Annotated in this window: 21 protein-coding genes; 9 read left to right on the top strand and 12 right to left on the bottom strand. The window is 58.2% G+C overall.

What is annotated here, in order from left to right:
• Window positions 1-76: 76 nt before the first annotated feature.
• Window positions 77-1,576: a CoA-acylating methylmalonate-semialdehyde dehydrogenase gene (locus AC2FMY_RS01785; protein ID WP_480748357.1), complete on the bottom strand. Its 1,500-nt coding sequence runs from the start codon at window positions 1,574-1,576 to the stop codon at window positions 77-79.
• Between the two features lie 100 nt (window positions 1,577-1,676).
• On the opposite strand from AC2FMY_RS01785, the gene AC2FMY_RS01780 reads away from it, so the two are divergent.
• The 3 genes from AC2FMY_RS01780 to coaD all read left to right on the top strand — a co-directional run bounded on the left by AC2FMY_RS01780 (window position 1,677) and on the right by coaD (window position 3,676).
• The gene (locus AC2FMY_RS01780; protein ID WP_480748358.1) at window positions 1,677-2,579 is read left to right on the top strand and encodes a LysR family transcriptional regulator; all 903 of its coding nucleotides are present in this window, start codon (window positions 1,677-1,679) and stop codon (window positions 2,577-2,579) included.
• A gap of 61 nt (window positions 2,580-2,640) precedes the next feature.
• Window positions 2,641-3,078, top strand: coding sequence for a CBS domain-containing protein (locus tag AC2FMY_RS01775; protein ID WP_496744129.1), 438 nt, complete (start codon window positions 2,641-2,643; stop codon window positions 3,076-3,078).
• A 106-nt stretch (window positions 3,079-3,184) separates the two neighbouring features.
• Window positions 3,185-3,676, top strand: a complete 492-nt coding sequence (gene coaD, locus AC2FMY_RS01770) for a pantetheine-phosphate adenylyltransferase (RefSeq protein ID WP_496744131.1) — start codon at window positions 3,185-3,187, stop codon at window positions 3,674-3,676.
• Here coaD and gap (AC2FMY_RS01765) read toward each other — a convergent pair.
• From gap (AC2FMY_RS01765) to gap (AC2FMY_RS01755), 3 genes are all read right to left on the bottom strand, one after another.
• Window positions 3,608-4,687, bottom strand: coding sequence for a type I glyceraldehyde-3-phosphate dehydrogenase (gene gap, locus AC2FMY_RS01765; RefSeq protein ID WP_480748361.1), 1,080 nt, complete (start codon window positions 4,685-4,687; stop codon window positions 3,608-3,610). The two genes, coaD and gap (AC2FMY_RS01765), sit on opposite strands and share 69 nt — an antisense overlap.
• A gap of 82 nt (window positions 4,688-4,769) precedes the next feature.
• Entirely contained in the window at window positions 4,770-4,913 is a 144-nt protein-coding gene (locus AC2FMY_RS01760) for a hypothetical protein (protein ID WP_496744133.1), read from the bottom strand.
• 76 nt (window positions 4,914-4,989) lie between these two features.
• On the bottom strand, window positions 4,990-5,991 hold the full coding sequence (gene gap, locus AC2FMY_RS01755) for a type I glyceraldehyde-3-phosphate dehydrogenase (protein WP_496744135.1): 1,002 nt from the start codon (window positions 5,989-5,991) through the stop codon (window positions 4,990-4,992).
• Window positions 5,992-6,174: 183 nt separating this feature from the next.
• On the opposite strand from gap (AC2FMY_RS01755), the gene AC2FMY_RS01750 reads away from it, so the two are divergent.
• Window positions 6,175-7,125 (top strand): DUF808 domain-containing protein, encoded by a 951-nt coding sequence (locus AC2FMY_RS01750; protein WP_496806896.1) that lies wholly within the window; start codon window positions 6,175-6,177, stop codon window positions 7,123-7,125.
• Between the two features lie 631 nt (window positions 7,126-7,756).
• A complete protein-coding gene (locus tag AC2FMY_RS01745) occupies window positions 7,757-8,344 on the top strand; it encodes a hypothetical protein (RefSeq protein ID WP_496744138.1) in 588 nt (195 codons plus the stop codon).
• Between the two features lie 99 nt (window positions 8,345-8,443).
• Here the strand turns inward: AC2FMY_RS01745 and tkt are convergent, their stop codons facing one another.
• Entirely contained in the window at window positions 8,444-10,465 is a 2,022-nt protein-coding gene (gene tkt / locus AC2FMY_RS01740) for a transketolase (protein WP_496744140.1), read from the bottom strand.
• A 235-nt stretch (window positions 10,466-10,700) separates the two neighbouring features.
• On the opposite strand from tkt, the gene AC2FMY_RS01735 reads away from it, so the two are divergent.
• The 3 genes from AC2FMY_RS01735 to AC2FMY_RS01725 are packed head-to-tail and all read left to right on the top strand — an operon-like array spanning window position 10,701 to window position 12,117.
• Window positions 10,701-11,375, top strand: coding sequence for a hypothetical protein (locus AC2FMY_RS01735; RefSeq protein WP_480748367.1), 675 nt, complete (start codon window positions 10,701-10,703; stop codon window positions 11,373-11,375).
• Window positions 11,375-11,770 carry a cell division protein ZapA gene (locus tag AC2FMY_RS01730; protein ID WP_480748368.1) on the top strand — a complete coding sequence of 132 codons (396 nt, stop codon included), beginning with the start codon at window positions 11,375-11,377 and terminating at the stop codon, window positions 11,768-11,770. The genes AC2FMY_RS01735 and AC2FMY_RS01730 overlap by 1 nt, the downstream gene beginning before the upstream one ends.
• A gap of 26 nt (window positions 11,771-11,796) precedes the next feature.
• Entirely contained in the window at window positions 11,797-12,117 is a 321-nt protein-coding gene (locus AC2FMY_RS01725) for an MliC family protein (protein ID WP_496806895.1), read from the top strand.
• An 81-nt stretch (window positions 12,118-12,198) separates the two neighbouring features.
• On the opposite strand, the gene grxD is transcribed toward AC2FMY_RS01725, so the two are convergent.
• From grxD to AC2FMY_RS01690, 7 genes are all read right to left on the bottom strand, one after another.
• Window positions 12,199-12,561 (bottom strand): Grx4 family monothiol glutaredoxin, encoded by a 363-nt coding sequence (gene grxD / locus AC2FMY_RS01720; protein WP_480748370.1) that lies wholly within the window; start codon window positions 12,559-12,561, stop codon window positions 12,199-12,201.
• 33 nt (window positions 12,562-12,594) lie between these two features.
• On the bottom strand, window positions 12,595-12,828 hold the full coding sequence (locus tag AC2FMY_RS01715) for a hypothetical protein (protein ID WP_496744146.1): 234 nt from the start codon (window positions 12,826-12,828) through the stop codon (window positions 12,595-12,597).
• A gap of 183 nt (window positions 12,829-13,011) precedes the next feature.
• Entirely contained in the window at window positions 13,012-13,248 is a 237-nt protein-coding gene (locus AC2FMY_RS01710; RefSeq protein ID WP_480748372.1) for a BolA/IbaG family iron-sulfur metabolism protein, read from the bottom strand.
• A 148-nt stretch (window positions 13,249-13,396) separates the two neighbouring features.
• Window positions 13,397-15,556, bottom strand: coding sequence for a phosphoribosylformylglycinamidine synthase subunit PurL (gene purL / locus AC2FMY_RS01705; RefSeq protein WP_496806894.1), 2,160 nt, complete (start codon window positions 15,554-15,556; stop codon window positions 13,397-13,399).
• Window positions 15,557-15,644: 88 nt separating this feature from the next.
• Window positions 15,645-16,682 (bottom strand): BamA/TamA family outer membrane protein, encoded by a 1,038-nt coding sequence (locus AC2FMY_RS01700; protein WP_496806893.1) that lies wholly within the window; start codon window positions 16,680-16,682, stop codon window positions 15,645-15,647.
• A gap of 118 nt (window positions 16,683-16,800) precedes the next feature.
• On the bottom strand, window positions 16,801-19,077 hold the full coding sequence (locus AC2FMY_RS01695) for a mechanosensitive ion channel family protein (protein ID WP_496806892.1): 2,277 nt from the start codon (window positions 19,075-19,077) through the stop codon (window positions 16,801-16,803).
• Window positions 19,078-19,349: 272 nt separating this feature from the next.
• Complete coding sequence (locus tag AC2FMY_RS01690) at window positions 19,350-20,258, bottom strand: LysR family transcriptional regulator (protein WP_480748376.1); 909 nt, start codon at window positions 20,256-20,258, stop codon at window positions 19,350-19,352.
• 169 nt (window positions 20,259-20,427) lie between these two features.
• On the opposite strand from AC2FMY_RS01690, the gene AC2FMY_RS01685 reads away from it, so the two are divergent.
• Window positions 20,428-23,847 (top strand): indolepyruvate ferredoxin oxidoreductase family protein, encoded by a 3,420-nt coding sequence (locus tag AC2FMY_RS01685; RefSeq protein WP_496806891.1) that lies wholly within the window; start codon window positions 20,428-20,430, stop codon window positions 23,845-23,847.
• Window positions 23,848-23,925: the final 78 nt, after the last annotated feature.

The raw sequence follows: 23,925 nt of genomic DNA, 5'->3' as shown, positions 1-23,925 counted from the left end.
TGTCCGGCAAAGAACTGCCTGAACAAAAGACCCCGACCGTTTGGCCGGGGTCGTCAAGACGGTTATTGCAGGTCGATCAATCCATGGCCTTGAAGTTGAACTCGCCGCCTTCCTTGATGCCGGACGGCCAGCGGGCGGTCACGGTCTTGGTGCGGGTGTAGAACTTGAAGCTGTCGGGGCCATGCTGGTTCAGGTCGCCGAACATGGATTTCTTCCAGCCGCCAAAGGTGTGATAGGCCAGCGGAACCGGGATCGGAACATTGATACCGACCATGCCGATGTTGATGCGGCTGGCGAAATCACGGGCGGTGTCGCCATCACGGGTATAAATCGCGGTGCCGTTTCCATATTCGTGGCTCATCGCCAAACCTATGGCTTCTTCGTAAGATCCGGCGCGCACAGTGGACAGGACCGGGCCGAAAATCTCGGTTTTGTAGATGTCCATGTCGGGGGTGACGCGGTCAAACAGGTGCGGGCCGACAAAGAAGCCGTCTTCGTAACCCTGCAATGAGAAGTTGCGGTTATCGACAACCAGCTCCGCACCCTGATCGACACCGGACTGGATCAAGCCCATGATCCGTTCTTTTGCCTCACGAGTCACGACGGGGCCCATGTCGACGTCGTCACCGGCAGTGTAAGGGCCAACTTTCAGCTTTTCGATGCGCGGAACCAGCTTTTCGATCAGACGATCGGCAGTTTCCTCGCCCACCGGCACGGCGACCGATACGGCCATGCAGCGTTCGCCTGCCGCGCCGAAGCCGGCGCCGACCAGAGCGTCTGCCGCCTGATCCATGTCGGCATCGGGCATCACGATCATGTGGTTTTTGGCGCCGCCGAAACACTGGGCCCGTTTGCCATTCGCGGTGGCGCGGGCATAGATGTACTGCGCGATCGGGGTGGAGCCCACGAAAGACACGCCTTGAATGATGTCGCTGTCGAGAAGGGTATCAACCGCTTCCTTGTCGCCGTTGACGACCTGGAAGACGCCTTCGGGCAGTCCGGCCTCGACGAACAGTTCCGCCAACATCAGCGGCACCGATGGGTCGCGTTCAGAGGGCTTCAGCACCACGGCGTTGCCGCAAGCCAGTGCAGGGCCCACGTGCCACAGCGGCATCATGGCGGGAAAGTTGAACGGCATGATCGAGGCCACCACGCCCAACGGCTGGCGCATCGAATACATGTCGATGCCGGGGCCGGCGCTGTCGGTGAATTCGCCTTTCAGCATCTGCGGCGCGCCGATGCAGTATTCGATCACCTCGAGACCGCGCTGCAGGTCACCTTTGGCGTCGGGCAGGGTCTTGCCATGCTCTCGGCTCAGCGCCTCGGCCAGCTTGTCCATGTCGCGGTTCATCAAACCGACCATGGCCATCATTACGCGAGCGCGGCGCTGGGGGTTGAAGGCGGCCCATTGTGGCTGTGCGGCAGCTGCCTGTTCGATGGCGGCCGTGGTTTCGGCTGCGCTGGCCATCGGGCACTGATATTGCACTTCGCCAGTTGCGGGGTTGAAGACATCGGCAGTACGGCCGGACGTGCCAGCGACGTGTTTGCCATTGATGAAGTGATAAAGTTCTTGCATGTGAAACTCCTCCGGTGACGTTGCGCGCACCATAGGCTTGCATAAATCAACTGAACAGAGGCAATATTCCAAAGCAGTTTTGCAAAATTGTAGGTACGGAATGGAGCCGAACTGGGATGACATGAAGGTGTTTCTTGCCGTAGCGCGGGAGGAAAGCCTGTCAGGTGCCGGAAAGCAGCTTAAACTGGACCCGGCAACTGTCGGTCGCAGGATATCGCGCCTTGAAACCGCTCTCGGTGCTCCGCTTTTCACGAAATCGCCACAGGGCTATGTGCTGACGCCCGCCGGGGAACGGTTGCTGAAACATGGTGAACAGGCCGAAGAGGCGATGCGTCTGGCAGCAGGGGCAATGGCTGGACCGGCTGAAAAACTGTCAGGCCAGATCCGCATCGGGGCACCGGACGGGAGCGCCAACTATCTGTTGCCACAAGTCTGCGCCAGGATCAGCGACGCGAATCCCGATCTCGACATCCAGATTCTTGCATTGCCTCGGATCATCAATCTGTCTCGCCGCGAGGCGGATATGGCGGTGACAGTGAGCGCGCCCACGGCGGGGCAATTGCTGGTGCAGAGGATCAGTGACTACAAACTGCACTTGGTTGCCACGCAAGATTACCTCGCCTCCCATCCCCGGATAAATTCGGTTGAGGACCTCAAGGGCCATCGCATGATCGGTTACATCCCCGATATGATCTTTGACCGGGAACTGGATTACCTGAACGACATTGGTATCGAGCGGGTTCCACTCGCGTCCAATTCGGTCTCTGTCCAATTGCGTCAGGTGACGCTGGGAACCGGGGTTTGCGTGGCCCATGATTTCACTTTGCCATTCCATCCGCAGCTCAGGAAAATCCTGACCGATCAGATCAGTCTGACCCGAGGGTTTCATCTGGTGCGGCACTTGGGCGACAAGCGCAACGAGCGTCTGAACCGGTTCGCCGAGGCGCTCAGCCGCGGCATACGCGACGAGGTAGCGCGGCTGGAGGCGGCAGCTTCATCTTGACAGGGCCATGCAATGCAGCAACGCTTTGTAATACGGCAATTATATTTCGGAGGTATTGCATATGCTCGTACAGGCCATTCTGAAATCCAAGGCGACCTCGGGCGTGGTCACCGTTGGATCCTCCGCGACTGTGTCGGAGGTTGCGAAAATCCTCGCGGAAAAGCGCATCGGGACGGTCGTGGTGTCGGATGATGACGGGCAGACAGCCGTCGGGATTCTATCCGAACGCGACATCGTACGAGAGCTTGCCGCAAGCGGGAGTGGATGCCTGACACAGGCCGTCAGCGAGTACATGACATCCGATCTTGTAACCTGCACCAGTCTGGCCAGCGTTCAGGATATTCTTTCACAGATGACTGAAAGGCGGTTCCGCCATATGCCTGTGGTCGAAGAAGGTAAGCTGATCGGCATCGTGACCCTGGGTGACGCGGTCAAGGCGCAACTTGCTGAACTGGCAATGGAAAAGGATGCCCTGGAAGGCATGATCATGGGTCACTGATTCACTGCGGGTTGAAGCATGGGTGCGCCGTGGGCGGCGTGCCCTCTTGCACCTGCAGCGAAGTTGTGTTTGCTTCCGCAGAAACAATCTTGCGCAGGAGAGCGACATGCGGGTTGGATTGTATCCCGGTACCTTCGATCCGATTACCTTGGGTCATATAGACATTATCCGCCGTGCCGCAGCATTGGTGGACAAACTGGTGATCGGCGTTGCGATCAACCGGGACAAGGGTCCGTTGTTCAATCTGAAAGAGCGTGTGGCGATGATCGAGGCCGAATGCGCGCAGTTGAGTGAACAAACCGGAACTGAGATCGTTGCGCACCCGTTTGAGAACCTTCTGATCGATTGCGCAAATGACGTAGGCGCGCAAATCATCATTCGTGGTCTGCGCGCGGTCGCGGATTTCGAGTACGAATTCCAGATGGTCGGCATGAACCGGGCATTGGACAGTTCCGTCGAAACCGTATTCCTGATGGCCGAGGCGCGGCACCAGGCCATCGCCTCGAAACTGGTCAAGGAAATTGCCCGCTTAGGCGGGGACGTGTCGAAGTTCGTCACGCCCCGAGTTCGCGACGCCTTGGTGGACCGGCTTCACTGAAGATCGCGAACCAATCGCTCCCATCACCGCAGCCGTATCCAGCATCCGGTTTGAAAAGCCCCATTCGTTGTCATACCAGGCCAGAACCCGAACCAGAGTGCCATCGGTAACGGTGGTTTCGGACAGGGACACTGTGGAACTATGCGGATCGTGGTTGAAGTCGACCGAAACGAGGGGACGGTCCTCCGCCGCAAGAACCTGCGGTATTCTGGCAGCAGCCTCGCACAGCATCCGGTTGACTTCCTCAACCGTGGTGGGGCGCGACACCTCGACAACCAGATCGACAACCGAGACATTCGGGGTAGGCACCCGGATTGCCTGCCCGCTGAGCTTTCCGGCTAATTGCGGCAGGACAAGACCGACCGCCGCAGCGGCGCCAGTTGTGCTGGGAATCATCGACAAGGCTGCAGCGCGCGAGCGATAGGGGTCCTTGGTCGCCGTATCGTGGACGGGTTGGCTGACGGTATAGGCATGCACCGTCGTCATCGAGCCGTGCTTGATACCAACACCTGCATCCAACGCGGCAGCGACAGGAGCCAGGCAGTTCGTCGTGCAGGAGGCGTTTGACACGATCCGATGCTCATCGGTGAGTTCATGATCGTTGACGCCAAAAACAACGGTTTTGACCGGAGTATCACCTCGGGCCGGTGCGGAAATCAGAACTTTGCCTGCGCCGTTCTTCAGGTGGCGCGCGGCGCCTTCGTGGGTTCGGAATACTCCGGTACAGTCCAGAACAACGTCCACGTCAGACCAATTCAGATCTTCAGGAGCTTGAATGCCGGTCAACCGGATCGGCCCGGCCCCAACATCCAGATGCGTGTCGGTCAGTTTCACGGGCTTCGAATATCGGCCATGGACGCTGTCGAATTCAAAGAGATGCGCATTGATCTGTGGCGAAGACAAGTCGTTGATCGCGACGATTTGCACGTCCTTGCGCCCGCTTTCCATGGACGCACGAAGTATCCCCCGACCGATGCGGCCAAATCCATTTATGGCAAGGTTGATTGTCATATTCGCTCCGAAAGTTCGCTTCCTCAAGAAAAGTTAGCGCTAACATCACGAATTGACGCCAAATGTCAAGACTTGGCGCTCGTTATCGCCAAAAGGCGAGCCAATCCAGAAAATCGTAAAGTTTCTTGCCAAGGAAAAGCAGGTGCTCGGTGCCGAACAGGCTGTAATCAAGCATGACGGCTCCCAGCAGCAGAACCAAAAACCAGACGGCGATTCTGTTGGTCATGTGGGCCCCGGTGCAATTGAAAACGCCCGCCCAGATAACCTGAGCGGGCGTTTCATCTCAAGGTGTTAAGTCAAATTCAGTCGAGTTTTCCCATGGCTACGGCAACGTCCGCCATTCGAACCGAGAAACCCCACTCGTTGTCGTACCAGGCCAGCACGCGCACCATGCGGTCATCGACTACGCGGGTCTGATCGGGCGCAAAGATCGAGCTTTCTTCGGTGTGGTTGAAGTCTGTCGACACCAGCGGCGCGGGTTCATACCCCAACACGCCCTTCATCGGGCCACCGGCGGCCGCCTTGACCAATGCGTTGATTTCTTCAGCGGTCACGTCGCGGCCTGCGCGGAAAGTCAGGTCCACGGCCGACACGTTCGGGGTGGGCACCCGGATGGCCGAGCCGTCCAGACGTCCCTTGAGACGCGGCAGGACCTCACCCAAAGCCTTGGCGGCGCCGGTCGTGGTCGGGATCATCGACATGGCTGCAGCGCGGGCGCGATACAGATCCTTGTGGCGGCGGTCCAGCGTCGGCTGATCGCCGGTATAGGCGTGGATGGTGGTCATGATTCCATGCTCGATACCGACGCCTTCGTCCAGAACCTTGGCCAGAGGTGCCAGGCAATTGGTCGTGCAGGAGCCATTCGAGATCATCTTGTCGCCGGCTTCCAGCTGGTCGTCATTGACGCCAAAGACGATGGTCTTGTCGACGTTCTTGCCGGGCGCGGATAGCAGCACCTTTTTGGCGCCACGTTCCAGATGCGCCTTGGCCTTTTCGCCGTCGTTGAACTTGCCGGTGCATTCCAGAACCACGTCGCAGCCCGACCAGTCCAGCTCGTTCATGTCGTAGGTCGAGAACATCTGCATATCGCCACGACCCAGGTTCATGGTGCCGTTGCCGATGGTCACATCGCCGGGAAAGCGGCCATGCACGCTGTCATACTTGATCAGGTGGGCGGCGGTTTCCAGTGGGCCGGTCGCGTTGACCTTGATCACCTCGATATCATCGCGGCCCGAAGCGGCGATGTGGGACAGGGTGCAGCGACCGATGCGGCCAAAACCGTTGATGCCAACCTTGATGGTCATATTGCGACTCCGAATGACGTGAAACTTGCAGGCCATATAGACGCGCCAGACCTGTACAGAAAGATCAAAAGCGGCGTAAATTGAATATGTTAGCGCAAAACTTGAGCGGTTGCGCTAACGCTTGCGCTAAGCCTTGGATCAGGTAGGGTTCCAAAGCGGCAGGATGAGCGAAAGGACGCGGGAATGAGTGGTCTTCTGGCTTTGCTGGATGATGTGGCGGGAATTGCCAAGGTCGCGGCGGCATCAGTCGATGACGTGGCGGCAGCTGCGGGGAAGGCTGGCGCCAAAACCGCAGGCGTGATCATCGACGATGCGGCGGTGACGCCGAAATACGTGCAGGGTTTCGCTCCGGCGCGGGAACTGCCGATCATCTGGAAAATTGCGCGTGGCTCGCTGTTCAACAAGCTGATCCTGCTTTTGCCGGTGGCGATGTTGCTGGCGAATTTCGCGCCCTGGTTGATCACACCGCTTCTGATGATTGGCGGCGCCTATTTGTGTTTCGAAGGCGCGGAAAAGATCTTTCACGTGCTTTTCCCGCATGGCAGTCATGCCATCGACGAGGACATGAGCATCAAGGATCCCGGCCACCTGGAAGCGCAGAAGGTCAAGGGGGCGATCAAGACAGATTTCATCCTGTCGGCGGAAATCATGACGATTGCTCTGGCGGCCATCGAGGTGCCCAATGTCTGGATGCAGGCGGCAACGCTGGCCGTGGTCGGTGTTGGCGTGACTGTCGCGGTCTATGGCTCGGTCGGGCTGATTGTGAAAATGGACGACGTGGGCCTTTTCCTGGCGCAAAACGCGCCGACGCCTGTGGGCCGTGGCCTGGGGCGCGGGCTGGTCAAGTTCATGCCGGTGCTGATGAAGATCCTGTCGGTGGTCGGCACCGCGGCGATGCTGTGGGTCGGCGGCTCCATCATCATCCACGGGCTGGAGGTGCTGGGCTTTGGCTGGCTGGGCCATCTGATCCACGACTGGGCCTATGCCGTCGGTCATTCCGTGCCCGCCGGCTGGGCCGGCTTTGCTGAGTGGACAGCCAAGGCGGCGATGGACGGGGTGTTCGGGGTGGCGCTGGGGCTGCTGTTGATCCCGCTGGCAACCAAGGTTGTGGGGCCAGTATTTTTTAAGACTTGAAGTATAATAAGCCAAGGACCATACGTTCAAAACGAAACCCTGCCTCTGTGGTTAGGCAATTAAACAACCTTTTGTTTCTAGGAGTAAAACTGTTGAATCGCATATCGAAGCGAGCCATCGCCGTACTGGCTGTTTCCGTCTCTCTTCTTTCGGCTTGTTCTGCTTCACACCAGACAACGAGAACGCCCGCGCCAACCTACTCAGACCCTAGCCTTGTTAGCTCGTATGTAGTTATTAAAATGCCGACCGAACAGCAGAAGTTGCGCTACATAAGCGCCTCGGTTTCTAAAATACCAAACGACGGTCCTCACGCGGGTTATCCAGTAAGTGTTAGACTCATAGTTTCGGAAGGAACCTCCTACTCTAAGTCCAACATCTTTTTGTCACCGCTGAATCGTGAGACCGCCGAAAGATTTGCTGCGGCTTACGGCACCGATGAGAACGCGAGTAACGCCTTCAAGATGGGACAGGACATTGCGCTTCAAACGGTGTGTCAGGGGCGGAAGGTGACAAGGAATTCGATTGGACGACAATACTCAGTTCCGCCCGGCACTGTTCCCGTTCTTGGCCAACCGGTACCGACCGGGGCCATCGGAAAATCCATTCCCGCAGCCGAGTATTCGAGATTTGGATGGAGCGTAAACCTCTGGTGCCGCTGACGAAAACCCTTATCCTTGTAGTCCTTTCTGGTTCGATCTGTGGTTGTTCAAGTGGTTTGACCCCTAGTGAGTTTCAAGAAAAGCTTAAGATAGATCAGGCCAGATGGTCTGCTGAGATTGAAAGGTATCCCTCTGCAACCTTTTCAGTTGCAGGAATGCGTGAACGATATTCAGGTGCGACATATCTGGACTACAATGTCCAGCACGGAACTCAGGTTGAATATCTCGACCCAGAAGGTCGAGCCTTTTTGTGGTATCCAGGAAATACGGATGTGGTAGTGGGGGAATGGACTGTTAAAGCACCTGTTCGTGGATCGAAATATGCGCAGCTCTGTTGGAAGTACGGACCCCAGACAATTAATCCGGTAACTGGGGAGAGGGGTGGAGAGTATAATTGCATCAAAGCAAATCAACACATCTTGGCTGAAGAGGAATACACTCGTGGCGATCCCTTTGGATTGGGAATGAGCGGAATTCCTTTTCCGCTAAAAAAGAACAGGCAATACTCGATGAAAGAGCTGGTCAGGCGCAGTGGCGTGTCTGTGGTTTTGCTGCAGTAGGTACATCGGTCAGATTCGAATTCCGATGACTTTGAGTGAATAGTCGAAAGTAAGAGGGAGCCCGAGGGCTCCCGTTTTTTTATTGGATCGCGGTTTGGGCTAAGTTAGCATCTCTTTCACCTTGGCAACAGTTGCGTCTGCCGTGATGCCAAAGTGTTTGTACAACTCATCCGCCGGGGCCGACGCGCCAAAGCTCGACATGCCGATAAAGGCGGCCTTGGCCTCGCGGCCACGTTCGCCCAGCAGCCAGCGATCCCAGCCGCCCGCCCGCACGGCAGCCTCGATGCCGACGCGAACCGGGCCTGCGGGAAGAACCTTTTTGCGATAGGCTTCGTCCTGTTCGGCAAAAAGTTCCATGCAAGGCATCGATACGACGCGGGTTCCGATCCCTTCGGCCTCCAGCTTTGCCTTGGCGTCCATCGCAATGGCCACCTCGGACCCGGTGGCGATCAGGATGGCCTGACGCTTGCCTTCTGCCTCGGCCAGAACATACGCGCCTTGCGAGGTCAGGTTGCGGGTCTTGTGATCGGTGCGCACGGTCGGAACGCCCTGACGGGTCAGCGACAGCACTGATGGGCTATTCTTGAACGTCAGCGCCATTTCCCAGCTTTCAGCGGTCTCCACCGTGTCGGCGGGGCGGAAGACATAGGTGTTGGGCGTCGCGCGAGAAATTGCCAGATGCTCGACCGGCTGATGGGTGGGGCCGTCTTCGCCCAATCCGATTGAGTCATGGGTCATGACGAATACCGTCGGAATTTTCATAAGCGCGGCCAAACGCATCGCCGGGCGGGCATAGTCGGTAAAGCACATGAAGGTTCCGCCATAGGGGCGGATACCGCCATGCAGCGCCATGCCGTTCATCGCTGCCGCCATGCCGTGCTCGCGAATGCCCCAATAGATGTACCGGCCCTTGCGGTTTTCCGGATCGAACACGCCCAGATCGCCGGTCTTGGTGTTGTTCGAGCCGGTCAGATCGGCCGAGCCGCCCACCGTTTCGGTCATCACCGGGTTGACCACGCTCAGCACCTTTTCCGATGCAGCGCGGGTTGCCAGTTTGGGCTGGTCTTCCGAGACCTGCTTTTTCAGCGCCCGGATGACGCTGCCCAGCTTTTTGGGTGCTTCAAAGGCATAGGCGCGGTTGAACTCGGCCTGCTTGCGGTCCGAAAGGGCGGCAAAGCGCTCCTCCCAGGCTGCCCGTTCGGTCGCGCCACGTGCCCCGATAGCTTCCCACGCCGCCTTGACGTCGGCAGGAACCTCGAAGGCGCCCAACGGTGCGCCATAGGCTGCTTTCGCGGCTTTCAGCTGCTCGGCATCCGTCAGCGCGCCATGGCCTTTCGAAGTGTCCTGCGCCGCGTGACCAAGCGCGATATGGGTTTTGCAGGCGATCATCGACGGTTTCTTCGATTTCTTGGCCTGCTCGATGGCGGCGTCAATGGCTTTGGGGTCATGACCGTCGATTTCGATAACATGCCAGCCCGAGGCGGTGAAACGGCGCACCTGATCGGTGCGGTCCGACAATTCGACGGTGCCATCGATGGTGATGTTGTTGTTGTCCCAGAACACGATCAGCTTGCTCAGTTCGTGACGCCCCGCCAAACCTATCGCTTCCTGGCTGACGCCTTCCATCAGACAGCCGTCGCCTGCAATCACGTACGTATAGTGATCGACAACTTTCCCGCCGTAGTGCGCACGCTGAATTTCCTCGGCCATGGCAAAGCCCACGGCATTGGAAATGCCCTGGCCCAGCGGGCCGGTGGTGGTTTCGATGCCGCTTGCCAGGAAATTCTCCGGATGGCCCGCGGTTTTGGCGCCCAACTGGCGGAAGTTCTTGATCTCGTCCAGCGTGATTTCAGCGCTGCCGGTCAGATAGAGCAGCGAATAGATCAGCATCGAACCGTGGCCAGCAGACAGGATGAACCGGTCACGATCCGGCCATGTCGGATTTGCGGCATCGAACTTCAGATGCTTTTCGAACAAAACCGTCGCCACATCGGCCATGCCCATCGGCATGCCGGAATGGCCGGAATTGGCAGTGGCCACAGCGTCGAGGGTCAGAGAGCGGATGGCCGAGGCCTTGGCCCAGTGTTCGGGGTTGGCATTGCGCAGCGCAGTCAGGTCCACGGGACTTGTTCCTTTGAATTACGGGCGAATTGCGCGCTCAATAGCATCCAACCCTCAAAGTGCAAGCAGAACCCGGCACGAAACGGGGCGGGGACCTCAACTGTGGCCTGCAAGTCGTTGAAAGCAAAAGGGGGGTATTTTCCGCCCCGTTTCGTTAGACTAGTGCTATCGCCAGCCCCCTCCGATTCGTGGCGGCAGGCAAAACAATGAACCTTGGATCAAAGGTGAAACAGGCATGAGCCAGATCGAACAATTGCACCACCGCATCCTGTCCGCAATGGAGCGGATCAGTGCCGGTGTCGACGCACTGGAAGGAAAGGCCTCGACTGACGGCGGTCAGGAACCGGGGCTGAGCGAAGCCTTGCAGGAAGAACGGCTGGCAAACGCGCAACTTGAAGAGCGTCTCAATACGCTGAGAGATCGCCATTCTGCCGAGATTGCGGCGCTGCGAGATGAGTTGAGCGGCGGCGAAATGGCCGATGCGTTGCGGTCTGAACTGGCCGAGGCCAAAGCCGCCCTGGACGCGGTAGAGGAAGTGGGTCCGCTCAAGGCCGAGATTGCGGCGCTCAAGGCAGAACTGGCCAATTCCGAGCGTGTGGCGGAGTTGAGTGCGGAACTGGAAATGCTTCGTGCTGAACGGGTCAGCCACGCAGAGGCGATGGTCCGGCTGGACGGCGATCTTCGACGTTTGCGGAAATCCAATGACGAGCTGCGCGACACGATCGCCAAGCTCAAGGCGGCGGCCGAAGCCGGATTGACCGATCATGAACTGCTCAACGAAGCGGCCGAACAGGAACTGGAAGCCTTGCGCGCGGTACGGGCGACCGATGCCGCCGAAGCGCGCGCGGTACTGGCCCGGTTGGAACCGCTTTTGGCCAATGCCAACCTGGCAGAAGGAGAGGTGGAGTAATGCCGGACGTGACCATTCATATCGGCGGGCGCGGTTTCGACGTGTCCTGTCAGGAGGGTGAGGAATCCTATCTGCACGCAGCCGCCAAGATGCTCGATGACGAGGCGCAGGTTCTGTCCGACCAGATCGGGCGGATGCCCGAAGCCCGCATGCTGCTGATGGCCGGGCTGATGCTTGCAGACAAGGCCGCGGCAGCCGAGGACCGGATCAAGGCGGTTGAGGCGAAACTTGCCGAACGCGAGGCGCAGTTGGTGGCGTTACGCAACGCACCAATGCCGGAACCCGAAAGGATCGAGGTTGCGGTCATCCCGCCTTCGGTGACGGACACGCTGGCCGAAATGGCGGCGCGGGCCGAGTCTCTTGCCGCGGCTATTGAAGAGAAGGCAGGCAAATGAGGGGGGCGCGTTTTTTTGCCTACGGCGTGGCACTGTCAGTTCTTGCCACGAGTGCCGTGGCTGAAATCGACATTCTTTCTGTCAGCTTCACTTGTGAAGGCGGTACTCAGATCCCGGTGTCCTATTTCAATGCAACAGACGGAACGTCGGCGGCGGCCATGGTTGTTGACGGGGTGCTCGTATCGATGCGGCAAGCCCCCAGCGGTTCGGGCATCCGCTATGAATCGGTTGATGCGGTTGGCACCTATGTCCTGCGCTCGAAAGGCTGGGATGCGACGATCACTCATCAGGCGACGGGATCAACAGCCCCTGAACGGATCTTGTACAGGAACTGTTCCAGTCGCTAGAGCATGACAGGCAAGCGGTGACGCCGGCCTATTGGAATGCCAGAGCGCGCAGCCCGATGACCACCCGCTCTGACCGTCAGATCAAGCGTTGGCTTCGCGGATCTTGTCGGCGGCTTCCTTGTTATAGCTCACGCCGTTCTCGTCGAACATCGAGTCCAGTTCGCCCGACAGGGTCATCTCGGTGATGATGTCGCAGCCACCGACAAACTCGCCCTTGACGTAAAGCTGCGGAATGGTCGGCCAGTCGGAATAGTCCTTGATGCCTTGGCGGATTTCGTCATCCGCCAGAACGTTGACGTCGGTATAATCAACACCCATGTAGTTCAGCACACCGGCGACGCGGCTGGAAAAGCCGCATTGAGGCATCTCCTTGGTGCCTTTCATGTAGAGCACGACATCATTGGCTTTGACGGTTTCGTCGATCCGGGTTTTTGCATCGCTCATCTTGCGTGTCCTTGTATCTGCCCAACGGGCGGTTCATTTCGTCATCCGGCGGCTAAGCCACCAGTTTCCTTTTTCCAACCTTTGGTTCTCGTCATGCACCTTTGACACCCCATCGGCCTCCCACGGGCGGCGTTTGAGGGTTTCGGGGTCAGGGCGCATGTCCGACAACCGGCGTCTGATGTTGCGTTTGAGATAAGCCTCAATCACAGCGGCGGCAACCACCAAGGCGACAATTCCGCAACCGATCCAGATCAGCCAAGACGTCATGTATCGATACTCATCCCTTGCGTCGTTCGTAAGCGCGGCGTCTCATTTTTCGTGTAACGCGCCAATATCTAGGCCCGTGTTTCAGTAGCTTTGGCAGGTCGCAGAAGAGTATTGCGACGAAATTGACAATATCCAAAATCAGATAAACGAGCCGTAGTAACGCCCATCCGATTGGTTCATCCACTACTCCGGCGCTTTTGTCGTCAATGCCAGTGCGTGCAACTCTCCGTCCGGGCCGTCCATCTTGCCTTTTAGGGCCGCATAGACCGCACGCTGTTGCTGAACCCGGTTCTTGCCGCGAAAGCTTTCATCCACCACCATGGCGGACATGTGAACGCCATCATTGCCACCGACCTGAATGTCCGCATCCGGAAAGGCTTGGCGCAGCAGCTTTTCGATTTCGTAAGCGCTCATCGGCATGTAGGTAACTCCAATAGGTCTTTCCCAAGATGTAGAGCGATGCGCAGAGGGGCGCAAGTGCGTCACGGCTGCGCGCAGATGCAAAGCCTGCGCCATTGTCAGAGCACAGGATTTGCCGCTATTTCAGACAGAAAGTACAGCCGGACGATCAGGCCACGGCGGCGGCAAAGCTGGAGCGGAATATCTCGCTCAACTCCGCCAGCGAGGCTTCGGAACTACCGATGCGTACACTGTCGCCGGTGAAGCGGCCGACGGATACCAGCGGCACGCCCGCCTGACCAGCGGCGATCATCAGCGCTTCGGCCTGATCGAAGTTGCAGGCAACCAGATAGCGGGCCTGATCTTCGCCGAACAGGAATTCGGTCGGTGCGTCATCCAGATGAACGCCCACGCCCGCCGCTTCGGCCAACTCGAACGCCGCCAGTGCAAGGCCGCCGTCGCCGAGGTCGGTGCAGGCTTTGATCATGCCGCGATTGGCTCGGATGAAATCGCCATTGCGCTTTTCGGCCTCAAGATCGACATGCGGCGCGTCGCCGTCTTCGCGGTGGAACACTTCGGCCAAAAGCGCAGACTGGCCAAGGTGGCCTGCGGTCTCACCGATCACCAGCGCCACATGACCCTCGCGTACTTCGTTGCCGATGATCTCGTCGGTCGAGGTCAGCAAGCCAACTGCGCCGATTGTCGGGGTTGGCAAGATCGCCTGACCATCTGTCTCATTATACAAGGACACGTTGCCCGATACGATCGGCATGTCCAGTGCGGCCACGGCCGCGCCGATACCTTTGATTGCACCAACGAACTGCCCCATGATTTCCGGCTTTTCCGGATTGCCGAAATTCAGGTTGTCAGTGGACGCCAGTGGTTTCGCGCCAACGGCCGTCAGATTGCGATAGGCCTCGGCCACTGCCTGTTTGCCGCCTTCTTCGGGGTTGGCACGCACATATCGGGGGGTCACATCGCTGGTAAAGGCCAACACCTTGCCGGTGCCGTGCACCCGGATCATGCCTGCGCCCAGACCGGGCGTGCGGCTGCTGTCGGCCATGACCATGGTGTCATATTGCTCATAGACCCACTGCTTCGCCGCATAGTTGGGCGAAGAGAGCAGGGCGCGCAGGCCGTCCACCGGATCGATCTGCGGTACATCGGCCACAGGTTCCGCCGCAGGTGTGGGCACCCAGGGGCGGTCATATTCCGGCGCGGTGGATGACAGCTTTGACAAAACGAGATCGGCCTTGATCTCGCCATTGTGCTCGATCAGGAAGCGGTCTTCGGCAATCGTTTCCCCGACAATAGCGAAATCCAGATCCCATTTCTCGAAAACTGCACGGGCCTCGGCCTCTTTCTCGGGCTTCAGGACCATCAGCATGCGTTCCTGAGATTCGCTGAGCATCATCTCATACGCGGTCATGTTCTCTTCGCGTTGCGGTACTGCATCGAGGTCCAACTTGATGCCCAGACCGCCCTTGTCGCCCATTTCCACCGCCGAACAGGTCAGGCCCGCCGCGCCCATGTCCTGAATCGAAATGACGGCGCCGGTCTGCATCAATTCCAGACAGGCCTCCATCAGGCGTTTTTCGGTAAAGGGGTCGCCGACCTGAACGGTGGGACGCTTCTCCTCGATCGTGTCGTCGAATTCGGCGCTGGCCATGGTGGCGCCGCCGACACCATCGCGACCGGTCTTGGCGCCCAGGTAAACCACCGGCATGCCGACGCCCGAGGCGGCAGAATAGAAAATCTTGTCGCTGTCAGCCAGACCCGCAGCAAAGGCGTTCACAAGGCAGTTTCCGTTGTAAGCCGGGTGGAACCGGACTTCACCACCAACGCAAGGTACGCCAAAACAGTTGCCATAGCCGCCGATGCCCTCGACGACGCCATTGACCAGCTGGCGGGTCTTGTGGTGGCCGGGCTCTCCAAAGCTCAGCGCGTTCATCGAGGCGATAGGGCGCGCGCCCATGGTGAATACATCGCGCAGGATGCCGCCGACACCAGTTGCCGCACCTTGGTACGGCTCGATGTAGGACGGGTGGTTGTGGCTTTCCATCTTGAACACCACCGCCTGACCATCGCCGATATCGACGACGCCCGCGTTCTCGCCCGGACCACAGATCACTTGCGGACCCGAGGTGGGCAGCGTGCGAAGCCATTTCTTGGAGGATTTGTAAGAGCAGTGCTCGTTCCACATCGCCGAGAAAATTCCAAGCTCGGTAAAGGTCGGCTCGCGCCCGATGATTTCAAGGATCATGTCGTATTCATCGGGTTTCAGCCCATGGGCTGCGATCAGTTCCGGTGTGATGGCGGGCTCTTGCATCGTCTGTCCTGTCCCCAAGCTGGCCGATATTGCGGGCCTTTTAGGGCAAGGGCGTGCCGGGGGAAAGTGCCAAGAACGCGCAGATGGATCAGAAACGCTGGCCGACGTATATATAGAGCGTGTTTTCGTGCTGGTCGTTGCGGCTGGCATCGATGGAAAAGTCCAGCGGAAATTTCTTTGACACCCTGTAGCGCGCGCCGATGCCAAAGGCCGCGTGCGTTCCGTCGGCGTCGAGATCCTGAAAGTGCGGGCCTACTTGCCCGACGCCCCCGAACGCGACCAACCCGATGCGGTCGGAAAGGCGCTGACGAAACTCGACCTGAAGCGAAGCCGAACGCAGATCGAGGAACTGGGTGGCGGAAAAACCGCGGAACGCATCCACGGTGCCAAGCCCGCATTGATCAAAGAATGGCGTCTCTGAGGATGACGCGCATAACGACAACCTGCTGGCTATGACCGAGCGGTCCCAGGGGCTGAGATAGAAAGTGTAGTTCACATAGGATTTGGAGTAATCCTGAATCAGCCCGCTGAGGCCATAACCGCGAAATGCCTCGAAATGCAGCGCGTGGCCGCGAGTGGGATAGATCGTGTCGTCGCGTGTGTCCCAGTCGGATACAACGCCGACATTGCCGATCTCCGCCCTCAGAAACTGATCGAATGGTGGAGGAATTGGCGGCAACCCCGCAAAGGCGGGGGTGATGGTTGTATCCAGATAGCGGAATGAGGCCCCAAATGACAGATCCGGCGTCACCCCATAGGATACGCTCAGTTTGCCCAGCGTTCCGTCTTGCCGGATCGGAATGATCCCCGTGCCGGTATACAGATCATATCGAACGTCAGCTTTGCCATAGAGCGCCTTGATGATCCACCGGTTGTCATCAAGTTTCAGGCTGATTGCCGCGGCGCCTGCCTTGCTGCCATTGTCCGAACGAAGCCCCCCTCCACCGATGAAGGACGGGTCGGAACCTTCGTCGAGTTGAAACAAATACCCGGCTCCCAGCACCAGCCCCGAGCCAATCGTAGGGTTGGAAAATGGGATAGGGGCCACCACGAATGAACCGCGCCTGAACCCGTATTTCTCATCCTCGCTGACATGTTCCAGGCCGCCGACATTGGTATCGACCACGCCGCGCGCATTTTGGGCGGAAACACTTCCTGCCAATAGCAGCAGTAACGCCGTCACAATGCTCGCCGCACTTCGAGCCAATTCTACTCCTCGTCGGGAACACCTTGCATCCAAAGCCTCACTTTTTCTGCTCCTGCTGCTGCTGCGCGACTTGCTGGTTCACCGCCTCTCCGGCGGCCGCTCCGACCGCAGCTTTCTGTTCGTCGGTCAGGTGTTCGGCTTCTTCCAGTCCCGGAATCGCGACGCGAACTTCGCGGCGGGCAAAGTCGATACCGTTTTCCTTGAATGCGGATTTGACCCTGTTGAAAATCTCCTTGCGCAAGGTGAACTGCTTGCCCGGCTTTGCCATGAACTTGCCCCGGATTATCATGCCCACGTCATCGAAATCGAACACACCCTGCGACTTGAAGGGTTGCAGGAACCCTTCCTTGTGGAGCGGATCTTCCATCATTTCGGCACCGATTTTCTTGAAGATCTTCTTGACCTTGTTCGGATCAGTGTCGAAGGGCACCGTGAACTTGAGCTTCATGATCACCCAGTCGCGGCTGTAGTTCGTCAGTTTCTGGATTTCGCCATACGGGATGGTGTGAACCGGGCCGCGATGGTGGCGCAATTGCATCGAACGGATCGAGATTTTTTCAACGGTCCCGGTGGTGCCACCAACATCGACATATTCACCGACGCGGAATGCATCGTCGATCAGGAAGAAGATGCCGCCGACTATGTCCGAGACCAGCTTTTGCGCGCCAAAACCGATGGCCAATCCCATGATCCCGGCCCCTGCCAGCAAGGGCGTAATGTCAAGACCCAGTGCACCAAGAGCCAAGAGGCCGAATATCACGGCAATCGCGACCTGAGCCGTCACCCGAAGCAAGGGCAGCACCGTTGCCAGTCTTGAACCGCCCGCACCGCCGCCTTCGCCGGCTTCTTCGTCCGGGCTCTGTTCCGACGCGGTCTGTTCCCTGGCCAGACGCCGGTTGATCCACAAAGAGACGATTTCGTTCAGAATATAGCCAATGGCCGCGATGATGAAGAACTGGATCACCTTGCCACCGGCATCCGTGCCGACACCGGCAATTTCCTGCAAGTCCAGATCCCATGCATTTGCGATCATCAGGATAACAAAAACCCCGGCAAGAACGCGCCCGATCCGGATGTAGCTGCGTTTTGTCGACTTGTATGCGCGCTCGGCAATCGGCCCGCCTCCGGTCATCGGAGGTTGCAGGTGGCGCACCAGCCCGCGGATCAGGGTGTCGATGGCCGGCACGATCAAAAGCCAGAACATGGTCGTGAAATGGGCGCCTTCCGCCAAAGTGGCCAGAACCTCCGGATTGCGGATTGCCGACAGGTACTCGACGACGAACCACATCACGACCGATACGCCGATGGCGAAGTAAGGATAAAGTTCCGCCACGCGTTCATCGAATTGGGTGCGGTCCGGATCCGTACCGCGCATCATATCGCTCAGGCCGTCGCGGGCGGTCCAGGCAATCAGCGCGATATAGATGTGAATAGAGGTGTTCAGCCAGAACCCAAGCCGGGTTTCGGCCATCGATACACCATTTTCGACGTTGAATACGATGATGAACAAGGTGAAACCGATCAGCAGGAAAAGGCCGATCAGGTTGCGGTGCAGGTACTTCGCCCAGTGATCGTTGACATTGACCAATCGCAGCGAAGATTTTTCGGGGGCCAGAACAAAGCGCGAGATCGCAGCACCAAGTCTTGGAAACCAGATCAGATAAAAGACGAATGGCGCCACATGGGCGATCTGTTGTTCGTCAAGCAACCGCCGTCCGACGAACACCAAGACATAATAGAACACGACCAGGCCCAGAAGTTCCCGACAGAAACGGCGGAACAGGAAAGTCACTGCCCCACGGAGGTCGGCGGACGCATCGCCGGGAACGGCTCTGGTCCATCTCCTTGTCCACAGGCCTACGGCCTTTTCGGCAGCATATCCGATTGCCAGAGCCAGCAAGGTGTATCCGAAAAGCGAAAGCAGCCTTCCTGACCCGAAAGTGGTGGCAAAATTGGTAATCGCTTCAAGTTGTTTGGAAAAGAGAGATGGCAATTTCCTGATCACGTCTACCCAGGATGCAGCCATCGCATTGACGGTATCTGTGATGGAAGTGACGAGGCCTTTTTTCGGGCTGCCGGAGTCAGATTGCTTTTTCGCCACCGCATCAAGGCGTTCCAGCAAGAGCGACCTGACCTGGTCGTCCGACATTCGCGCCACAAGATCGTCCACCTGATCTGGTGTCAGATCTTCGGGAACGACGGGTGTTGTTGCGGAACTGGCCGACGAATTGCTGCCAGGTACCTGCGCGATCGACACAGTTCCCAGGATGGCAAAAAGAAAGGCTGCCACAACCAAGCGGAAGAAGCGGAACATATAAGACCCTCGGTAACGAAATTGTGTTTGTTTTCCGCGATCATATGCTGTTGCAACATATTTTCCAGAGAAATCCATAGAATCCGGCGGGTCGGGGAAAAAGCAAAAAAAAGGCCGAGCTCTAAGCTCGGCCAAAGTCCAACAGGGAGGTATGAAGGAAGTAAGCGTTGCAGCATCACCGCCTTCGAGATGTCATTTAGTAATGAGTTACCGACCGTTCAAGAGAAACTAGGGTGCAAGCGCCTCATGTCCGATATGATCAGCGTGCATAGCTACAGTTTTCCGAGTTGCCTCAGATGCTTGCGGTGCGCGATGATCTCATCCTGCACGAAATCGCGAAACGCCGCGATGCGCTGTGAATGTCTCAGTTCTTCGGGATAGGCAAGATACACCGGAACATCCGCGCTTTCGATATCAGGCAGAACCCGAACGAGATCCGGGAAATCTTCGGTTACGTAGTCAGGCAGGACGCCAATTCCGAGATTGTGCAGAACGCCCTGCAACACCCCAAAATAATTGTTCACGGTCAACAACGAGCCGGGATTGTACGTCATCAGATGTTGGACAAGTGACGCGCTGGCACCGACCTGTGCGGCGGACGGATTCTGGCAGATCAGGCGGTGGTTTACCATGTCGCTCAGGGATTGCGGCATTCCGTTGTGACTGTCGAGATAGCCATTTGTGGCGTAAAGCTGCATCTGCACGGTCATCAGACGTTTTCTGACAAGATCAGCCTGACTGGGCTCTTTCATCCGGATCGCCACGTCTGCTTCGCGCATCGGCAGGTCCAGCACACGCTCCTCCAGCATCAGATCGATGTTCAGATCGGGGTATTTCTCATAAAGCTTGGGCAGGCGTGGCGCCAGCCACAGAGTTCCGAACCCAAAGGTCGTGGTGACGCGTAATTCGCCGAATACCTCGTCTTCGCTGTCTCGAATACGTGCTGCGGCGGCGTCCAGCCGCTTGGACATGGCGGATGTGGCGTCAAACAGCAATTCGCCTTGTTCGGTGAGAATCAGCCCGCGTGCATGGCGATGAAACAGGGTCGAATTGAGTGATTCTTCCAGTGCTCGGATCTGTCGGCTGACCGCAGATTGCGACAGATTCAGTTTGTCCCCGGCATGTGTCAGGCTGCCCGCATCGGCAACCGCGTGAAATATTCTGAGCTTGTCCCAATCCATCGCAGCAACTTTCGTTATGAGCCAGCAGCCCTATATGAAAGAGGTAACAATTTCCACATTCAAACGATGACGTTGTAACGGAAACAAGAAAATTACCTATACAGGTCAGAAATTATGACCTAATATTGAGGCAACGTGTAGCACGCTGTTTGGCGAGGGGAGACGTCGGATGAGTCAGCAAAAGATTTCGCTCAATGACCGGTTCGATCTGGAAAAGAGCCCGGTCCTTTTGAACGGAACGCAGGCGCTGGTGCGCCTGATGCTCATGCAAAAGGAACGAGACCGTCAGGCGGGCCTGAATACCGCAGGGCTTGTCACCGGCTATCGCGGGTCACCACTGGGGGCAGTCGACCTCCAGATGAGCCGCGCGCAAAAGCAATTGGCGCAGAATGACGTCGTGTTTCAGTATGGCTTGAACGAGGATCTGGCCGCGACTGCCCTGTGGGGCAGTCAGCAGGCGGGGTTGCGCGGCGATGGCAAATACGACGGCGTGTTCGGCCTTTGGTACGGCAAGGGGCCGGGGGTCGATCGCTCAGGCGACGTGATGCGACACGCCAACATGGCCGGAACCGGCGCGCATGGCGGTGTGCTGATGGCCATGGGGGACGACCACACCGGCGAAAGCTCGACCGTGCTGCACCAATCAGAATGGTCGCTGGTCGATATGTACATGCCCGTGGTCAGCCCGGCGGGCGTGCAGGAAATCCTCGATTACGGTATCTACGGCTTTGCACTCAGCCGGTTCGCCGGCGTTTGGGTCGGTCTGAAGACCATGAAGGACACCATCGAAGTGACATCGGTCGTGGATGGCAGACCCGACCGCATGAACCTGGTGGTGCCCGAGTTCAACATGCCCGAAGGCGGCCTGAACATCCGATTGGGGGATACTCCGCACCTGCAAGAGGGGCGTATCATCGACTTCAAACGGTTTGCCGCCGAAACCTTTTCTCATGCGAACAAGATGGACAAGCGCATGTGGGGCAAACCCGGCGCCAAGATCGGCATCGCGGCGGCTGGCAAGAACTGGCTCGATCTCGTGCATGCAATGTCGCTGCTGCACATTGACGAGAAAGAAGCCGAGCGGCTGGGGATCACCACATACAAGATCGGCCAGACCTTCCCGCTGGACATGCAGGGATTCCATGACTGGGCCGAGGGCCTGGATCTGATCATCATCGTCGAGGAAAAACGCAAGCTGATCGAGGTGCAGGTCAAGGAGGCGATCTTTGACGACCGCCGTGGTCGTCGCGTCTATGGCTGGTACAAGGGTGGGGCAGGAACCATGCACCGCGACGAACTGTTCCCGACCCGCGGCGCGCTTGATCCGGTGATGATTGCCGAAAAGATCGGACACATCCTGATCGAAGAGGGGCACGATACCGACGGCATTCGCGCGGGGTTGAGCAAACTTGACGATGCCCGCCGCGCCGACAATGCACAGGAAATCGCATCCCGCCTGCCGTATTTCTGTTCGGGCTGCCCGCATAACACCTCGACCAAGGTGCCGGACGGCAGCCGGGCCTATGCCGGGATCGGTTGCCACTACATGGTGCAATGGATGGACCGGAGCACGACCGGCTTCACCCAGATGGGCGGCGAGGGTGCGAACTGGATCGGCGAGGCGCCGTTTTCGACCACCAAACACGTGTTCCAGAACCTGGGCGACGGAACCTACAACCATTCCGGCGTTCAGGCGATCCGGGCCGCTCTGGCTGCGGGCACGAACATCACATTCAAGATCCTGTTCAATGATGCGGTCGCCATGACCGGCGGCCAGCACAACGAAGGCGATCTGACTGCCGACCGGATCGTGCGTGAAGTGCATGCAATGGGTGTTCGGCACATTGCGGTAGTCTACGACGAAAAAGAGGATGTGGACTTCAAGACCCTGCCGTCTGGCGTGAAAACATTCGAGCGCGCGGATTTGCCGAATGTCCAGAAAACGTTCCGCGACATCGAAGGCGTTTCCGTTATCGTCTATATCCAGACCTGCGCAGCCGAGAAGCGCCGTCGCCGCAAACGCGGCAGCTTTCCTGACCCGGACAAGCGGGTGTTCATCAATACCGACATCTGCGAAGGCTGCGGCGATTGCGGCGTGCAATCGAACTGCGTCTCGATCGTGCCCAAGGAAACCGAACTGGGCCGAAAGCGGGCCATCGATCAGTCAAGCTGCAACAAGGATTTCTCCTGCCTCAACGGCTTCTGCCCGTCCTTCGTGACCGTGGAAGGGGCCAGGATCCGCAAAGAGGCAACGACCGAAATCGACATTCCGCACCTGCCGATGCCGACGCTGCCGGAAATTGACGGCACCCATAACGTCGTGATCACCGGTGTCGGTGGCACCGGCGTCGTGACCATCGGCGCGGTACTGGCGCAAGCCGCGCAGATCGACGGCAAGGGCGCTGGAATGATGGAGATGGCCGGCCTCGCCCAAAAAGGTGGTGCGGTTCAGATCAACTGCCGGCTGGCGAACAAGCCCGAAGATATCAGCGCGATCCGTGTCGCCACGGGCGAGGCACACACTCTGATCGGTGGCGATCTGGTGGTATCTGCCGGGGCCAAGACGCTTGGCCTGACGCAGACCGGAAAAACCGGCGCCGTGGTCAACAGCCACGAGATCATCACCGGTGATTTCACCCGCAATACCGAATTCCAGATTCCGGCGGATCGCCTGACGCTGGCATTGCAGGCGCGGCTGAAGGACAAGCTCGACTTGTTCGACGCTTCGGAACTGGCACGCGCCGTTATGGGGGATTCGATCTATTCCAACATGATGATCTTTGGCGCTGCCTGGCAGCGGGGCCTGTTGCCGATCAGCCATGATGCGATCCTGGAAGCGATCGACCTGAACGGTGCTGCCGTGGAACGCAACAAGCGAGCGTTCGAAATCGGGCGCTGGGCGGTTCTGCATCCCGATGAAGTGGCGAACATAGTTCAACCCAACGTTGTCGATCTGCCAAAGACACTTGATGAAAAGATCGACTACCGCGCCGATCTTCTGGTCGACTATCAGGGCAAACGGTTGGCCAAGCGCTATCGCAAGATGCTGGATGGTATTGACGACACCGGTCTCAAAGAAGCGCTGGCCGAAGGGTACCACAAGCTTTTGGCCTACAAGGACGAATACGAAGTTGCCCGGATGTTGCTGAGCAGTCGCGAAAAAGCGGCGGAAGAGTTCGACGGCGACCTGAAGATGACGCTCCACCTTGCTCCGCCGATCTTTGGCGGAATGGGGCCGGACGGACGCCCGAAAAAACGCGAATATGGCGAATGGATGCTGGGGCCGCTCAAGCTCCTGTCGCGGATGAAGGCGCTGCGTGGGACGCCGCTTGACCCCTTCGGCTTCAGTGCCGAACGAAGGATGGAGCGCGCGCTGATCCGGCAATACGAAAAGGACATGAAAGAGGTCCTGCCCAAGCTGACGCCGCAATCCCGCGAAGCGATCATTGCGCTGGCGCGTCTGCCTTTGGATATCCGGGGTTTCGGGCCAGTGAAAGTGGCATACGAAGCCAAGGCCGCAAAACGGCGCGAAGAGCTGCTGGCAGTGATCCGTCAAGGCGGGCCAGAGGTCAGGAACGCCGCCGAATAAACCGTCACACTCCGGTTACAGAGGCTATGCAAAAACGGTGTCCGCCCTTATCTAGCGGGCATCGAATCGGAGTGTGCC

This window comes from Ruegeria sp. YKSE079 (genome assembly GCF_059612845.1).
The sequence above is the reverse complement of the archived record's forward strand: the minus strand, read 5'-3'. Positions and strand labels throughout refer to the sequence as shown.

What these genes read in the sequence shown, in the direction of transcription:
- AC2FMY_RS01785 (WP_480748357.1), bottom strand. Translation starts at nt 1,576, where the DNA reads ATGCAAGAACTTTATCACTTCATCAATGGCAAACACGTCGCTGGCACG.
- AC2FMY_RS01780 (WP_480748358.1), top strand. Translation starts at nt 1,677, where the DNA reads ATGGAGCCGAACTGGGATGACATGAAGGTGTTTCTTGCCGTAGCGCGG.
- AC2FMY_RS01775 (WP_496744129.1), top strand. Translation starts at nt 2,641, where the DNA reads ATGCTCGTACAGGCCATTCTGAAATCCAAGGCGACCTCGGGCGTGGTC.
- coaD (WP_496744131.1), top strand. Translation starts at nt 3,185, where the DNA reads ATGCGGGTTGGATTGTATCCCGGTACCTTCGATCCGATTACCTTGGGT.
- gap (WP_480748361.1), bottom strand. Translation starts at nt 4,687, where the DNA reads ATGACAATCAACCTTGCCATAAATGGATTTGGCCGCATCGGTCGGGGG.
- AC2FMY_RS01760 (WP_496744133.1), bottom strand. Translation starts at nt 4,913, where the DNA reads ATGACCAACAGAATCGCCGTCTGGTTTTTGGTTCTGCTGCTGGGAGCC.
- gap (WP_496744135.1), bottom strand. Translation starts at nt 5,991, where the DNA reads ATGACCATCAAGGTTGGCATCAACGGTTTTGGCCGCATCGGTCGCTGC.
- AC2FMY_RS01750 (WP_496806896.1), top strand. Translation starts at nt 6,175, where the DNA reads ATGAGTGGTCTTCTGGCTTTGCTGGATGATGTGGCGGGAATTGCCAAG.
- AC2FMY_RS01745 (WP_496744138.1), top strand. Translation starts at nt 7,757, where the DNA reads ATGGAGCGTAAACCTCTGGTGCCGCTGACGAAAACCCTTATCCTTGTA.
- AC2FMY_RS01735 (WP_480748367.1), top strand. Translation starts at nt 10,701, where the DNA reads ATGAGCCAGATCGAACAATTGCACCACCGCATCCTGTCCGCAATGGAG.
- AC2FMY_RS01730 (WP_480748368.1), top strand. Translation starts at nt 11,375, where the DNA reads ATGCCGGACGTGACCATTCATATCGGCGGGCGCGGTTTCGACGTGTCC.
- grxD (WP_480748370.1), bottom strand. Translation starts at nt 12,561, where the DNA reads ATGAGCGATGCAAAAACCCGGATCGACGAAACCGTCAAAGCCAATGAT.
- AC2FMY_RS01715 (WP_496744146.1), bottom strand. Translation starts at nt 12,828, where the DNA reads ATGACGTCTTGGCTGATCTGGATCGGTTGCGGAATTGTCGCCTTGGTG.
- AC2FMY_RS01710 (WP_480748372.1), bottom strand. Translation starts at nt 13,248, where the DNA reads ATGCCGATGAGCGCTTACGAAATCGAAAAGCTGCTGCGCCAAGCCTTT.
- purL (WP_496806894.1), bottom strand. Translation starts at nt 15,556, where the DNA reads ATGCAAGAGCCCGCCATCACACCGGAACTGATCGCAGCCCATGGGCTG.
- AC2FMY_RS01695 (WP_496806892.1), bottom strand. Translation starts at nt 19,077, where the DNA reads ATGTTCCGCTTCTTCCGCTTGGTTGTGGCAGCCTTTCTTTTTGCCATC.
- AC2FMY_RS01690 (WP_480748376.1), bottom strand. Translation starts at nt 20,258, where the DNA reads ATGGATTGGGACAAGCTCAGAATATTTCACGCGGTTGCCGATGCGGGC.
- AC2FMY_RS01685 (WP_496806891.1), top strand. Translation starts at nt 20,428, where the DNA reads ATGAGTCAGCAAAAGATTTCGCTCAATGACCGGTTCGATCTGGAAAAG.